The sequence below is a fragment of the Clostridium intestinale DSM 6191 genome, from assembly GCF_900130055.1.
Taxonomy (GTDB): Bacteria; Bacillota; Clostridia; order Clostridiales; family Clostridiaceae; genus Clostridium_T; species Clostridium_T intestinale.
Map to the genome: position 1 here is coordinate 296,177 of NZ_FQXU01000004.1, position 14,458 is coordinate 310,634.

Sequence of the window (14,458 nt, forward strand, 5' to 3'; positions counted from 1 at the left end):
ACTTTACTTTCTTCTATACTACTAATTTACCACATAATCATAGTAATTCTTTTCTTTTTTTGAAATATACCCTATTTTAAATATTTAAAGTATATTTTAATTGCTCAAGCTAATTATAAATATATATTGAAATAAAGTGAGGTAATGCAATTGAAATTCTTTATTCCCCTACTTATTGTCTTAAATTTATCAGTAACCCCTGTTCCTGCAAACTCGCCAAGACAAACAGGCTCTGATGATATTATAAATGCATATGTTTTAGCTTATGAGGCAATGTATACAGGCGATAATGAAAAACGTAGAGACTATATTATACTTGACTTAGAATCTGTATATTTTACTGATACTACTTATGAACAAAGACAGCAAGCCATTGAGTACTTTAAAAAATTTAATAAACCAGTTTTAAGTGCCTCTCTATTCAAATTACAAGAAATTGGATTAGCGGATAAACGTGGTGAGATTAATAAAATAAGTGCAGATCTATTAATGATAACCTGCGCACAACCCTACACAGATGGCATGATTATTGAAGGTTACAAGTGGACTGGTCCAATTGCTGCATATCAATATAAAATATATCTAAAATTTATAGATAATAAATGGAAAATTGAAAAAGTAGATTTGCTGGGAATATCTTAATGTACATTAAATAAAGAAAGCTAAAAACTTAGCTTTCTTTATTTTAAAAGTATTAATTCAATTTTTTAAGGTTAAATATAAACAATATATATCCACAGAAACACATAAAAATGCAAACCCCAAGGGCTGCCTCTATAGATATATCTGCTGCTTTTCCAAGAAATACATTTCCACCTGCTCCTACTAAATCTCCAAACATGGAAAATATGGATAACAAGGTGGCTCTATCAATATTATCTATATTTTTATTTTCAATATCCAATATTAGTGGTGATAGGATGGCATAACTCCCGCATATTAAAATTATAGATCCAACAGTTAATATTCCGTTAGATGTAAAAAGAAGCACCACGCAACCAGCTGTTATAAGCATATATAAAAGTTTAATGCTTTGATTTTTTCCGAATCTTTTGCTTAGCTTATACCCTCTAGCAGAACTCAATCTCACAAGCTGAACTATCACTCCGATTAACCCAAAGTATTTAATATCAATTCCACTTTTTAAGTACTGAGATTGATTTAAAAATACACTTACAGCTTGAACTACTTCCCCTATTAAGGCGGCAGAAACCACTAACATTATGATGTTTTTCTTTTTTAAAGCTTTTAATAAACTTTCTTTAAATTTTGGCTTAGTTTCATGTTTAACTTCAACATCTTTTATAAATAAAGTTAAAAGAAATGCTAATCCATAAGGTATCATGGTCCAAAAAGCTGTACTATCAATAGATTTCCTTATAAGAAATGGTGATAAAAGTGAAGCAATTAAATACCCTGCTGTTGATGAAGCGTTATATCTTCCAAATACTTTTTCCCCCTCTTCTTCCTTTATGGAAGAATAAATAAGTGCGGAATCACATCCAGAAACACCAGACAAGGCTAAAGCCAAAAGTACTCTTTCAAATAAAAACATTTCAAAAGAATAGGCATTATAAAAAACTACTTTACTTAAAAGATAGACTAGATTTGATATGATTAAGGTCTTTTTATAACCAAACCTATCTCCAAACCAACCCCAAGGAATCTCAAAAATAATAACTAAAATCCATGATATGGATTCTATTAAAAATATATTAGACAAGGACAAATTCCTATTTTCCCTGTAAAGCACAGCCACAGGTCCATAGAAAACAAATCCTTGTAGAAATATAATCCCGTACATAAGATAAATGTTTAATCTTTTATTCAATTTTAATGCACCTCCAAAATTACACGACAAAAAGACCTTCTATTAAAAAGGCTTAAAAAATAATTGTAATTCTTTGGTACATTAAATCGGTCTAAACATTCTCTTATCTCCTCTTCATTTTATTATACATTTATAATATCACATTAAGCTTAAAATCTATATAGTATCTTTTAGGATACTTACCATTAGAAATACTAGTACTTGTTTATAGAAATCCACATGATTATAATAATCTATATCAAGTTTTTACTTGAGCAAATATATTATATTGATTGGAGATTTTATTTATGAAAACTATTGAAGCAATTGCCCTTCGTCAATCCACTAGAAGTTATAAACCAGAACAAATCAGTGAGGACGAATTACAAACTATACTTACTGCTGGATATGCTGCACCAGTTGGGATGGGAGCTTATGACTCTCTTAACTTAACAGTTGTTCAAAAACCAGATTTATTAGCTAAGGTTACTGAAGCTGCAGCTACATTTTATGGTAATCCAAAGGCTAACCCACTATATGGCGCTCCAACATTAATTATTGTATCCTCAACAGTTAATGAAAAAGCACCAAGCATAGGACTTGCAAATGGATCATGTATAGTTGAAAACATGAGTTTAGCTGGTACAGATTTAGGACTGGGAAGCGTATACTTAATGGGAGCTGTAATGGCTGTAAACACCAATGAAGAACTTTTAAAAGAACTAGCTTTACCTGAAGGTTTTCTTCCTGTTTGTGCTTTAGCAGTAGGATATCCAACTAAACCTCTTGAAGAAAAAGCTAATAAACATCATATAAAAACTAATATAATCAAATAATAAAAAAATCCCTCTGAGTTCTTCTCTGAGGGATTTAAATATTTCTTATTAATTTTTAGTAGTTGTACCTTTATCATTATCTACAGGATAATTACGAACTACAAAAATCTCTACTCTTCTATTTTTAGTTCTTCCATCTTCAGTTGAATTATCATACTTAGGCTTATATTCGCCATAAGCTCTTGTAGACATATGTGATGGATCTAAACCACCTACACCTACCATATAATTAAGTACGTTTATAGCACGTGAAGAACTTAAGTCTAAATTGGAATCATATTTACTATTTTTTATAGGAACATTATCAGTATGACCCACAATCTCAATTTCATTATTAAGTGTCTTAAGAGACTTTGCAACTTGATTAAGCAAGGGTTCCACATCTTTAAGTATTCCAGCATCTCCTGAATTAAACAATACAGCATCTTGTATTATTATATTTAATCCCTCACTATTGAGGTCAACCTTAACCTTATCTCCATATCCACTTGAGGATATTTCTTTTTCTATCATTGCCTTAACATCATTCATTTGGTTTTCTTCCTTGGTTTCATTAGTAACCACCTCTTCTACAGAAACCTTATCTCCGCTACCTTCCATTACTCCATTTCCACCACCAAGAACTGAATTAAATCCTTGGCTTACACTCTTTAATTTATCTTGATCTATCTTGCTCATAGCAAACATAACTATAAATAAAGCAAGTAAAAGTGTTAGCATGTCTGAATAAGGAATAAGCCATGTTTCATCCACGTGGTCTTCTTCATGATGTTTTTTCTTAGCCATCCCTATTCTCCTTTACTTTGATTTTCGTATCTCTCTCTATCCTTAGGTTCAAGCATACCAGAAAGCTTTGTTTCAATGCTCTTAGGGTTGTCCCCTGATTGAATAGATAAAATTCCTTCAAGTATTATGTACATTTTCTTAACTTCATCAGCTGATTTTCTTTTAAGTCTAGTTGCAAATGGGTGGAAAATTACATATCCAAAGAAAATACCATAAAGTGTTGCAACGAAAGCTGCTGCAATCATATGCGCAAGCTTCTCTGTATCATTTAAGTTTGCAAGAGCACCTATAAGTCCAATAACTGCTCCCAAAACTCCAAGTGTTGGTGCAGAACCTCCCGCAGTTGTAAAAACAGAAGCACCTACACGATGTCTTTCTTCTAAAGAATCAATTTCAATTTCCAAAACTTCTTTTATGTAGTCAGGGTCTATACCATCAACTACCATTCCTAATCCTTTTTTCAAAAACTTATTGTCCATCTTTTCTATTTCTTGTTCTAATGATAATAATCCATTTTTTCTAGTAGCCTGAGCCATGGTAACTATTTGACTAACTATTTCTATTGGATCTTCTCCTTGTTTATCACTAAATAAGGCTCCAAATATTTTAGGTATTTTAAGAAAATCCTTTTTAGGAAAAGAGTTCATTACCGCTGCAAATGTACCAACAAGAATTATTATTGCTGCCGCTGGATTTAATAATACTGCAACATCGGCTCCTTTTACAATCATTCCTACAACTATTGCTAAAAGTCCTGTAATAACACCTATAATTAAAAATATATCCATATTATCCCCCTGAATTGCTATTATAACTTACAAAATTAAACTAATTATATTATAACATTCCTATTTTAAATCAAAAAATCCTTTATCTAATGTATTTTTGTCTAAAAATGCTTATAAAATCTTAATTATATCCTTATAGCTCAACCATAGTACATTATTTGTTCTATTGTTATAACCAAATTAAAAAATACAACATAAACCTAATAATATTTTTAACTTTAATTTACAAAATTTTCTCTATCTATAGTTTTGGATAAGTTTTTCTAATTCTTCTTTCGCATAAGCCCTTAGTTCTAAAGGTGAAATCACTTCTCCATAACCTATAAGTCCTAATATATAGTCCTTGGCATAATCATATTTATAAAGATTTATGGTAGCTTTTATATACTCTTCCTCTTCTTCAACTTTATAAACTTCAAAGTTCTTTAAAACATCATCATTGATTTTTTTTATCTTAATAACAACTGGATATTTTTCAACTTCAGAGCGGCTTTTTACAAACTCTTTATTACTTTTATTCCAATACTCTTCTAAAGAAAAGTTTCCTGGCAAAACAAAATCTTCTTCCAAAAGACTACATTCAAGTATCCTATCACATTTAAAAGTTCTTATCTCATTACTCTTTTCACAATAACCTATGGTGTACCAATCCATCTGCTTCACAACTATTCCATAAGGTCTTATATCTCTCTTTGATGAACCTCCTTTTTTATTTTCATAGCTAATGTTAATTTTCTTAAGCTTCCATATAGCTTCCATGAGGACATCAAGGGCGTTTATCTTGTTAAAAATTCCCCACCATGGAGTATCATCAACATAAAATCTTTTAGATATGTTGTTTATGTCTTTATTGATTTCAGCTGATAGACCTTTTTTCATTTTTAAAAGCGCATTATTAACCTTCATAGCCATATCACTTTTTTTATCTGGTTTTATTCCCATTCCATTTAGATATAGGTTAATAAGTTCAGAGCCCTCAAAGTTTTTTATGCCAACAGTATAACCTTCCACAAAATGAATTCCTCCATTAGGCCCAGTATCAGTTGTTAATGGGATTCCAGCTTCACATAGAGCATCAATATCTCTATATATGGTTCTAACTGATGTTTCTAACTTATCTGCAAGTTCTTTAGCTTTTATCTTTCCTTTTGATTCCACCAAAAGCAGTATTGAAATCATTCTATGTAATCTCATGAACATCACCTCATATTTTAAGGTAAATTATAGATTTATGACAATAAGTTGTCAACAATATCTTGTTATACTTATCCTATCAAAAATTGAAAGGGGAACTATTTATGAAAATAGGTATTCTAGGAACAGGTTTTGGAGCTTATCACGCTCAAATTTACAGTAAACTAAAAAATATAGATTCAATTATAATATGGGGAAGAGATGAGGTAAAACTTAGAAATATAAAAAATGATATAAATATCGAGACAACAACAGATATACATGATATTCTTGATGACCCTGATATCTCATTAATAGATATATGTCTTCCAAGTTCATTACACAAAGAATATGCTATAGAAGCTTTAAAAAATGGAAAACATGTATTTTGCGAGACACCTGTCGCATTAACTCTTGAAGATGCTATTTTGATGGAACAAGCTTCTAAAAAGTATAACAAGAATATCTTTGTAGACATGTTTATAAAATTTGATGGGCCTTATGACACTCTTTATAAGTTTGTAAAAGAAAATAAGTATGGAAATTTAAAAGCTCTTCATCTTAAGAGAAAAACACCTCCCTTATGGGGTTCTTTAGGTTTAGATGAAATTACAACAAAATTGATGTTACATGAATTTGATTTTGTTACTTGGTTATTAGGCCCATCAGATGATATAATATCAACCTCAACCCAAAAAGATAAAGATAAGGCCCATGTAGAAACTATCATGAACTATGAAAACTCATTTGTTGAAATTCAATGTTCTTCCATGATGCCAGAATATCATCCTTTTACAACCTCTTATGAAGCTGTATTTGAAAATGGAACTTTAGAATATCTAGAAAACGGATATTCTAATAGAACAGAAAAATCTTTAAAGCTATTCACTGATGAATGTCAGCAAGAAATAGAACTTTCTGAAGTTGATTGTTATGAATGTGCAATCAAACATGTCCTTGAATGTATAGAAAAAGATGTACCAAGTAAGCTAAATATAGATGAAGCTATAATTTCCTTAGAAACAGCACTTAAGGTAAAAGATTTGATATCATAATTTTGATAGGCCTTTTTTTAAGTTATTAGGCCCATCACACTAACTTATTTAATAAATTCTGTGATGGGCCCAATTATTTATTTACTTTTCTCTTTTATAAGTCCATTTTTATATGCATATAAAAGCATGTTTAAATCACTTATCTGTTCATTAAGTTCGACTCCTATATCTGTATCTCTTACTCTTTGCCTTAGTTTAGCAGTTTCTAAAATAACTCTAGAGGATAATATATCCGTTTCTTCTTTGATAGCTTTTTCAGTAGATTCAAAAGGTTCATGAGAAACTAATAAAAGTCCAAAGGAGTTATATATCAATGTGTATCCTGCTATTCCTGTCTTTTCTTGATAACTTTTAGAAAAACCTCCATCAATGACAAGAAGTTTTCCATTTGCCTTAATGGGACTTTCCCCTTTTATTCCTTCAACTGGTACATGTCCATTTATAATGTGATAATTTTCTCCTTTAATACCAAACTCAGCTGCAATATTATCACATAGAAATTCTTCATCTCTATATTTATAATAATAGTTTTTTTCTTCTTTATGAGTTTTTTTATCCTTAAGAAAATATCTTTCAAAGGTTGTCATTTTATTTTTCCCAAACAAAGGAGAATTTTGTCCAATCCAAAGGTACCACATTATATCCATTCCATAGGATTTTCTTTCGTTATCATCTTTATTAAAATACCCTTCTCTAGCTAAGGTATCAAACTTATCTAATAGATCTTTTCCCTTATATACTCCACCATCTATTTCAACAGACTTAAAATCTCCTTCTTCATCTAAAGGTATACATCCATGATACAATAGATTACAGTTGAATTTTAAATACATGCTCCCTTTTGCAAACAAAAATCTTATATGTCTATTTAGTTTTTCACTATTTATAAAAGAATGTGTAAGTTTATTTATAAGTTCCTCTTCTTCAAGAGTAAGTTTATAAGGGTTGTCCTTATCTATAGTTGGAAAAAAGCTATCTATAAGCTCATATTCTTCCCCTTCAAGTTCAAGTTTACCATTAGAAAAATTAATATTATTAAGAATAAGCCTATCTTCCATCTTAAATTCTTTTCTTCTTTCTATTATTTCTCCTTCTAGTTTAAACTGGATTACACTTATAGCTTTATGCATCTTTGAGATAAGTACTGCTTCTTTATTACTATATTCCCTGCTGCATTCAAAGGTTGGTATAAATCTTTCGCATGGATCATCTTTGTAATACTCAATTGCAAAGGTAGCAAGTGGCAGTAGGTTAATTCCATAACCATCTTCTAAAGTACCTAGATTCGCATATTTCGCTGATACTCTAAGTACATTTGCAACACATGCCCTAGAGCCTGAAGCTGCCCCCATCCATAAAATATCATGGTTTCCCCATTGAATATCAACAGAATGATATTTCTCTAAGGTATCTAATATGATATCAGCTCCTGGTCCTCTATCAAAAATATCTCCTATTATATGTAGCCTGTCTATAACAAGCCTTTGTATTAGATTAGAAAGTGCTATGATAAAATCCCTAGCCTTATCTATATCTATTATAGTTTTTATGATTTCTTTATAATAAGCATCTTTATCTTCTTTATTTTGATGTTCATGTAAAAGCTCTTCTATTATATATGAAAACTCTTTAGGAAGTGCTTTTCTAACTTTAGAACGGGTATACTTTAAAGATACTGTTCTACATAGTTCAATTAATCTATATAGAGTTATTCTGTACCAATCATCAACATTTTCTTCTTGCTCTAATATAATATCTAGTTTCTGCTCAGGATAGTATATTAAAGTTGCCAAGCTTCTTTTATCACTTTCCCTTAAGGTTTCTCCAAAAATATCATCTAATTTTCTCTTTATTACCCCTGAAGCGTTTTTTAATATATGCTTTAGTGCCTCATTTTCTCCATGAACATCTGTAATAAAATGTTCTGTTCCTTTAGGTAAGTTTAAAATAGCCTTTAAGTTAATTATTTCGGTGCTTGCTGAGTTTATTGTTGGGTATTGTTCTGCTAATAAGTTCAGATATCTTATATTTTTTATTACATCTTCTTTATTTATCTGCAATTCCTTATTCACAAAATCACTCCTAATTCGCAATTAGTATATCACATATACATTTATGCTATATTATTAAAGTTTGATAACAATATCTTACTACGTTCACATTTTAAAAACAACATTTACTGGAAATTGTAACTTTTTATTTACCACGTTGTTTATTTTCATGAACCATCTTAATCAAACTTTACTTTATATGTTAAAATAGTATTATACTTATTAGATATTAAAAGGAGTTGTTGAATATGCAAGATTTTAATTTTTACACACCTACCCAAGTTGTTTTTGGTAAAAAAGGCGAAGATAAAGTAGGAGAACTAATTAACGCCCTAAACTGTAAAAAGGTATTAGTTCACTTTGGAGGAAATAGTGCCAAGAAATCTGGTTTATTAGATAGAGTTTTTGATTCTTTAACCCAATCAGGAATCGATTACGTAAGTCTTGGAGGAGTAGTTCCAAATCCTAGACTTTCTAAAGTTTATGAAGGTATAGATTTATGTAAAAAAGAAAATGTTGATTTTATTCTAGCTATTGGCGGAGGAAGTGTTATAGACTCTGCTAAAGCAATCGGTTATGGTATGGCAAATGATTGTGATGTATGGGATTTCTATATGAAAAAATCTATTCCAACAGGCTGCCTACCTATAGGAACTATACTTACTTTGTCTGCTGCAGGTAGTGAAATGAGTAATTCTTCTGTAATAACTAATGAAGAAGGATGGCTTAAGAGAGGCTGCAACTCAGACTACTGTCGCCCAAAATTTGCAATAATGAATCCTGAGTTAACATATACTCTTCCACCATATCAAACTGCTAGTGGTTCTACAGATATTCTTATGCATACCATGGAGCGTTACTTTACTCAAGGTGGAACTATGGAACTTACTGATGGTATAAGTGAAGCTCTTATGAGAACAGTAATTAATAATTCTAAAATGCTTATTAAAGATCCAACTAACTATGAAGCACGTGCTGAAGTTATGTGGGCTGGAAGCCTTTCTCATAATGGATTAACAGGCTGCGGCTCTATAGGTGATTGGGCTTGCCATCAATTAGAACATGAACTTGGTGGAATGTTTGACGTAGCTCATGGCGCTGGACTAGCTGCTGTTTGGGGAAGCTGGGCAAGATATGTTTATAAATATAATATAGCTCGTTTTGCACAATTTGCTGTAAATGTTCTTGGAGTTCCTAATGATTTTTCTGACCAAGAAAAAACTGCTTTAGTTGGTATTGAGGCTATGGAAGCTTACTATAAATCAATAGACATGCCTATTTCTATAAAAGAACTTGGTGTTGAACTTAATGATGAGCAAATTAAAGAACTTGCTTATAAATGCAGTTTCCAAAACACTAGAACTGTTGGCGGTGTTAAAGCCTTAAATACTGAAGACATGATAGAAATCTATAAAATGGCTAGATAGTTAACATAAAAGAGTTAATAGTGATTATTGAAATTCCTTCACTATTAACTCTCTTAATTATCAACATAAAATGAGGTCAATGAAACTATAGACATTCATAAATTGACTCTTCTAAAACATCCATCCCATATTTAACCTGTTCATCTGTCATAACTAATGGCGGTAAAAATCGAATTACATTTCCTAAAATCCCTGCATTTAAAAATATAACTCCTTTTTTATAACACTTTCCGATTATTTCTTTTACTAAAGCTGAGGCTGGCTCTTTAGTTTCTCTATCTTTTACAATTTCTATTGCCATCATGGAACCTAGGCCTCTAACATCACCAATTATATCGTACTTCTCTCTCATGTCACTTAGTCTTTTGTGCATATATTCTCCAAGTTTTTGTGACTTTTCACATAAGTTTTCTTTTTCTATTTTTTCTATAACTTTAAGAGCAGCTATACATCCAAGAGGACTTCCAGAATAAGTTCCTCCTATACCGCCAACACATGCAGAATCCATTATATCCTTCTTTCCTACTACTGCACTTAAAGGAATTCCTGCTGCAATTGATTTAGATAAAGTAATTAAATCTGGTTCTATTCCATAATGCTCATAGGCAAACATTTTTCCTGTTCTTCCAAAACCAGCTTGAATTTCATCTACTATAAAAACTATATTATTTTCATTACAGATTTTTTGAAGTTCCTTCATATACCTTGCTTGTGGAACTACGAAACCACCTTCCCCTTGTAGTGGTTCAACTATAAGGCAAGCTATCATATCTGGAGAAAGTGTTGTTTTCAGCATACTTTTTAAGCTATCTATACATCCATCAACATAAGCTTCTTCTGAAACTCCAAACGGTGCTCTATAAGCATAAGGAAACTCAAACTTATAAGTTTCTGGTGCAAATGGACCAAATCCATTTTTGTATGGCTTGTATTTACTTGTTATAGACATAGTCATATTGGTACGCCCATGGAAAGAACCTGTAGCTGATAATATTCCAGTTTTCTTGGTGTAGGTTCTAGCAAGTTTTATTGCATTTTCTACTGCTTCTGCTCCACTATTTGCAAACATAACCTTCTTCTCATAATCACCAACTGTTATTTCGGTTAACTTCTTTGCCAAAGCTCCATAAGATTCATAAGTCACTACATTGTAGCCTGGGTGTATATATTTCTCTATTTGCTCTTTTAAAGCATCAACTACTTCTTCATCACAATGTCCAACATTTTGAACCCCAATAGCTGCTGCAAAATCTAAAAATACATTTCCATCAACATCTTTAATTAAGGCTCCTTTTGCTTCTTCAATAGCTATATCCGTGGATACAGATACCCCATCAGCTACATACTTTTTTCTCTCCTCCAAGATCTCCTTTGATTTAGGTCCTGGTATCTCGGTTACTAATTTTACGTTTAATTCCTCTATCATAAATAAGTCCTCCTAACAATGATAATCAAAAAAAATGAGAGCCCATGTTAGCTAACATGAAGACTCCCTTGTCCCTAATGGTTCAATTTAACTTATATTTATATACTAATACTTTCACTTTAACATTTCTATGTCCAAGTTCCATAAGCTTTTTGTCTATATTGACTAAAGCATTTTCTGTATGTTTAGTGCTATTCTCACTTTCATACAATCATTAAAGTTGTGCAAATCACAATTTAATAATTCTTCTATTTTTTTAATCTTATACTTAAGAGTATTTCTATGCAAAAATAACTTCTCTGCAGTAACTGTTATATTACAGTTTTCATTTAAATAAGTATCTAATATCTCAATTAAATCTTTGTCTTTGTTATCCTTACTGCTGATTGCTCCTAAAGTATCTCTAAAGTAATTTTCTAAAACATGTTTGTTTTTAATATTAAATAAAAGAGAATAAACTCCTGCATCTTTATATTTTATTATAGTATTATTAAGTCCTTCACATTTTAAGCTATCAATAGCTATCTCGGCTTCATTTAATGACTGCTTCATCATTTTTAAATCCTTATATGGATTCCCAATACCTACACTTACAGTAATTCCATCAATACGTTTGTGAATTAACTGCTGAATTTCTATTAAAGCTTTCTCAACTCTTTTCATAAAGTTTTCTTCTGACTTTGCAAAAAAGATAACAGAATCATCCTTATCTATTATTGGAACCTTTAGTGCGTGTTTCTCTAATACATCTTGTACTAATTTTCTAAAAGTTACTTTAAGTTTAGATATACTAACTTCATCATCTAAATCTTTTAACTTCAAATACTTTTCAAATCCATCTATATCTATGACGCATATACAACATTCCCCTGATAAATTGTACCCAAAATAGGCAGCCTTTTGTATAGCATCCCCTTCTAATTCTCCATCCCCAAAAAGTATATTGCTTAAAAAGTGAGTAAGAGAATTTTCTTCTATACGAGATAGAACTATTGCGTTACTTATTTCTCTTGAAACCTCAACTAGCTTTACCTCCCAAGGAAGTTCAAATAAAGGCATTCCTAGTTTATTTGCAAGTTCAATAGCTTCACTTGGCACAGTTTTTATATAAGGGCCAACATTTACTACAAGTCCTGCTCCATTTCTTTCATCAATACCTTTTATAAATTCTAATAACATCTCAGTATTATCCTTAATACCAACCCCAGTTATAAAGATAATCTCTCCCCCTTGAAGCCACTTAATTCCTTCTAATGGGTTTTCAAAACATTCCGCTACATATATCCATTCTACACATTTCTCAAGTCCAGTCTCCCCTCCAACAAGCTGAAGAGTTTTTAATGAATCTAATTTAAGTATATCTCTCACAGAAATTGACACAACATCCACCCTATTTCATAATTTATTTTAAGAAATCACCATTTACTTATATTATTTTTATCATATATCTTTATATAAAAATACCCTTTTATGTAATTTCTTTAATAAATTTAGTTGAATTTTTGCATCTTTTTTTCTAATAGTTTAACTAATTGAGAAAGAGGTAAACTTAATATAAGGTATGCTATTGCTAAAAGAGTATAAGACTCAATAGTTAAGAAGGATTGTGACGCATAACTTTGAGTTCGCAGAAGTAGTTCACTAACTGCAACATAAGCTAAAAGTGATGTATCCTTTAACATCATAACCAAATAATTACCGAATACAGGAACCACATTTCTAAGGGCTTGAGGAATTATTATTCTAACTAATAGTTGTGTGTTAGTAAGCCCAAGTGCTAAAGCTGCCTCAGTTTGTCCAATCTCTATAGCAAGTATTGAAGATCTTATTACTTCTGATATATAACAGCCATAGTTTATTCCAAGTCCCAAAATTCCTGCTGTTAATGAGCTTATCCTAAACTGATACCCAGGATTCCAAAGCTGTACAATCATCGATATCAATAAAGGTACAACATAATACATATATACTAGTTGTACTAAAAGCGGTGTTCCTCTTATAAACTCCAAAACCACAGTTAAAATTCCTCTTAATATCTTAAACTTACTTATACGCCCAATTGCAATAAATAAACCTAATATCATTGCCAGTAAAAAACCAAATATAGTCGCCTGCAAAACAATCCATAAACCATCAATTAATGAAGGCACTAAATACTTAAATGCAGTATAAAAATCTAAGTTAGCTAAAATATCCATATAAGTTACCTCCTCTTTCTAAAAAAGAATCCATAAGGATTCTTTTTTACTATTTACTCTTACCATCTTCTATTGAAACAAAATAATCTTTGTTCATTCCATACTTCTCAAGTAATTTAAGTACTGTTCCATCTTTTTTCATTTCATCAAGTTTTTCATTAACTGCATCTGCTAAACTTGTATCATCTTTTCTAACAGCAGCTGCTACCATTCCTGAAGCTTCTGGTTCATATGGAGATAAGATTTTTAAACTAAGACTGCTATCTTGTGATAATGTGTATCCTGCAACCATACCATCTGTTATACATGCATCAATTTTTCCAGTGTTAACAGCTAACATAAGTTCAGATTGACTGCCAAATACCTTAACTTCTTTTACTTGACCTGCTTGTTGCCATTTTTGAGCTGTTTCTAGGAAAGCAGTTCCCTTTTGTCCACCCAAAACTAAGTTTTTCAAATCTGCTTTACTGCTAACCTTAGAATCTTTAGGTATAACTACAGCTTCACCTTCTTTGTACCATATGTTTGTAAACAAGGCTAATTTCTTACGTTCTTCTTTAACATACATGCCGTCAGTTACCATATCAACAGAGTTATTATTTAACTCAACTAAAAGATTTTCAAATGGTATCTGTTTCATTTCTACTTTATTAATTCCAAGTCTTTTTGCAATTTCTTTAATTATTTCAGCATCAATACCGCTAAATTCATTTGTCTTTGCATCTATAAAAGCAAATGGTGCATCATTTGAAGATGCTACTGTAAGAACCCCTTTTTCTTTTATTGTTGCTAGAGTGTCCTTTTTTCCACCACTTGCTTCCGTGGACTTTCCACCACATCCTGTCATTACTGAAACTGAACTTATTAACGCAAGAATAACTAATAATTTTTTATATCCCCTTTTCATA

The 14,458-nt window shown here is 31.1% G+C and carries 13 protein-coding genes; 4 read left to right on the plus strand and 9 right to left on the minus strand.

Annotated elements, in window-relative coordinates; genetic code table 11:
* Positions 1-144 precede the first annotated feature (144 nt).
* Complete coding sequence (locus BUA92_RS05250; RefSeq protein WP_139259304.1) at positions 145-642, plus strand: hypothetical protein; 498 nt, start codon at positions 145-147, stop codon at positions 640-642.
* Between the two features lie 52 nt (positions 643-694).
* Here BUA92_RS05250 and BUA92_RS05255 read toward each other — a convergent pair whose 3' ends face one another.
* Entirely contained in the window at positions 695-1,804 is a 1,110-nt protein-coding gene (locus BUA92_RS05255) for an MFS transporter (RefSeq protein WP_139259305.1), read from the minus strand.
* Between the two features lie 314 nt (positions 1,805-2,118).
* Between BUA92_RS05255 and BUA92_RS05260 the strand changes: the two genes are divergently transcribed.
* Positions 2,119-2,646, plus strand: coding sequence for a nitroreductase family protein (locus tag BUA92_RS05260; RefSeq protein ID WP_073017455.1), 528 nt, complete (start codon positions 2,119-2,121; stop codon positions 2,644-2,646).
* Positions 2,647-2,694: 48 nt separating this feature from the next.
* On the opposite strand, the gene BUA92_RS05265 is transcribed toward BUA92_RS05260, so the two are convergent.
* The 3 genes from BUA92_RS05265 to BUA92_RS05275 all read right to left on the minus strand — a co-directional run bounded on the left by BUA92_RS05265 (position 2,695) and on the right by BUA92_RS05275 (position 5,414).
* Positions 2,695-3,432, minus strand: a complete 738-nt coding sequence (locus BUA92_RS05265; RefSeq protein WP_073017457.1) for a flagellar motor protein MotB — start codon at positions 3,430-3,432, stop codon at positions 2,695-2,697.
* Positions 3,433-3,434: 2 nt separating this feature from the next.
* On the minus strand, positions 3,435-4,220 hold the full coding sequence (motA, locus tag BUA92_RS05270; protein ID WP_073017459.1) for a flagellar motor stator protein MotA: 786 nt from the start codon (positions 4,218-4,220) through the stop codon (positions 3,435-3,437).
* 237 nt (positions 4,221-4,457) lie between these two features.
* Positions 4,458-5,414, minus strand: a complete 957-nt coding sequence (locus tag BUA92_RS05275) for a helix-turn-helix transcriptional regulator (RefSeq protein WP_073017461.1) — start codon at positions 5,412-5,414, stop codon at positions 4,458-4,460.
* 104 nt (positions 5,415-5,518) lie between these two features.
* Here BUA92_RS05275 and BUA92_RS05280 point away from each other — a divergent pair, with 104 nt between their 5' ends.
* Positions 5,519-6,448 (plus strand): Gfo/Idh/MocA family protein, encoded by a 930-nt coding sequence (locus tag BUA92_RS05280; RefSeq protein ID WP_073017463.1) that lies wholly within the window; start codon positions 5,519-5,521, stop codon positions 6,446-6,448.
* Positions 6,449-6,525: 77 nt separating this feature from the next.
* On the opposite strand, the gene BUA92_RS05285 is transcribed toward BUA92_RS05280, so the two are convergent.
* Complete coding sequence (locus BUA92_RS05285) at positions 6,526-8,520, minus strand: fructose-1,6-bisphosphatase (RefSeq protein ID WP_073017465.1); 1,995 nt, start codon at positions 8,518-8,520, stop codon at positions 6,526-6,528.
* A gap of 227 nt (positions 8,521-8,747) precedes the next feature.
* Between BUA92_RS05285 and BUA92_RS05290 the strand changes: the two genes are divergently transcribed.
* Complete coding sequence (locus BUA92_RS05290) at positions 8,748-9,926, plus strand: iron-containing alcohol dehydrogenase (RefSeq protein ID WP_073017467.1); 1,179 nt, start codon at positions 8,748-8,750, stop codon at positions 9,924-9,926.
* An 85-nt stretch (positions 9,927-10,011) separates the two neighbouring features.
* On the opposite strand, the gene gabT is transcribed toward BUA92_RS05290, so the two are convergent.
* From gabT to BUA92_RS05310, 4 genes are all read right to left on the minus strand, one after another.
* Entirely contained in the window at positions 10,012-11,352 is a 1,341-nt protein-coding gene (gene gabT / locus BUA92_RS05295; RefSeq protein WP_073017470.1) for a 4-aminobutyrate--2-oxoglutarate transaminase, read from the minus strand.
* A 165-nt stretch (positions 11,353-11,517) separates the two neighbouring features.
* Positions 11,518-12,732, minus strand: coding sequence for a PucR family transcriptional regulator (locus BUA92_RS05300; protein ID WP_073017472.1), 1,215 nt, complete (start codon positions 12,730-12,732; stop codon positions 11,518-11,520).
* A gap of 110 nt (positions 12,733-12,842) precedes the next feature.
* Positions 12,843-13,550 (minus strand): amino acid ABC transporter permease, encoded by a 708-nt coding sequence (locus BUA92_RS05305; protein WP_073017474.1) that lies wholly within the window; start codon positions 13,548-13,550, stop codon positions 12,843-12,845.
* A gap of 49 nt (positions 13,551-13,599) precedes the next feature.
* The gene (locus BUA92_RS05310) at positions 13,600-14,457 is read right to left on the minus strand and encodes a substrate-binding periplasmic protein (RefSeq protein ID WP_073017476.1); all 858 of its coding nucleotides are present in this window, start codon (positions 14,455-14,457) and stop codon (positions 13,600-13,602) included.
* Position 14,458: the final 1 nt, after the last annotated feature.

What these genes read in the sequence shown, in the direction of transcription:
- BUA92_RS05250 (WP_139259304.1), top strand. Translation starts at nt 145, where the DNA reads ATGCAATTGAAATTCTTTATTCCCCTACTTATTGTCTTAAATTTATCA.
- BUA92_RS05255 (WP_139259305.1), bottom strand. Translation starts at nt 1,804, where the DNA reads ATGTACGGGATTATATTTCTACAAGGATTTGTTTTCTATGGACCTGTG.
- BUA92_RS05260 (WP_073017455.1), top strand. Translation starts at nt 2,119, where the DNA reads ATGAAAACTATTGAAGCAATTGCCCTTCGTCAATCCACTAGAAGTTAT.
- BUA92_RS05265 (WP_073017457.1), bottom strand. Translation starts at nt 3,432, where the DNA reads ATGGCTAAGAAAAAACATCATGAAGAAGACCACGTGGATGAAACATGG.
- motA (WP_073017459.1), bottom strand. Translation starts at nt 4,220, where the DNA reads ATGGATATATTTTTAATTATAGGTGTTATTACAGGACTTTTAGCAATA.
- BUA92_RS05275 (WP_073017461.1), bottom strand. Translation starts at nt 5,414, where the DNA reads ATGAGATTACATAGAATGATTTCAATACTGCTTTTGGTGGAATCAAAA.
- BUA92_RS05280 (WP_073017463.1), top strand. Translation starts at nt 5,519, where the DNA reads ATGAAAATAGGTATTCTAGGAACAGGTTTTGGAGCTTATCACGCTCAA.
- BUA92_RS05290 (WP_073017467.1), top strand. Translation starts at nt 8,748, where the DNA reads ATGCAAGATTTTAATTTTTACACACCTACCCAAGTTGTTTTTGGTAAA.
- gabT (WP_073017470.1), bottom strand. Translation starts at nt 11,352, where the DNA reads ATGATAGAGGAATTAAACGTAAAATTAGTAACCGAGATACCAGGACCT.
- BUA92_RS05305 (WP_073017474.1), bottom strand. Translation starts at nt 13,550, where the DNA reads ATGGATATTTTAGCTAACTTAGATTTTTATACTGCATTTAAGTATTTA.
- BUA92_RS05310 (WP_073017476.1), bottom strand. Translation starts at nt 14,457, where the DNA reads ATGAAAAGGGGATATAAAAAATTATTAGTTATTCTTGCGTTAATAAGT.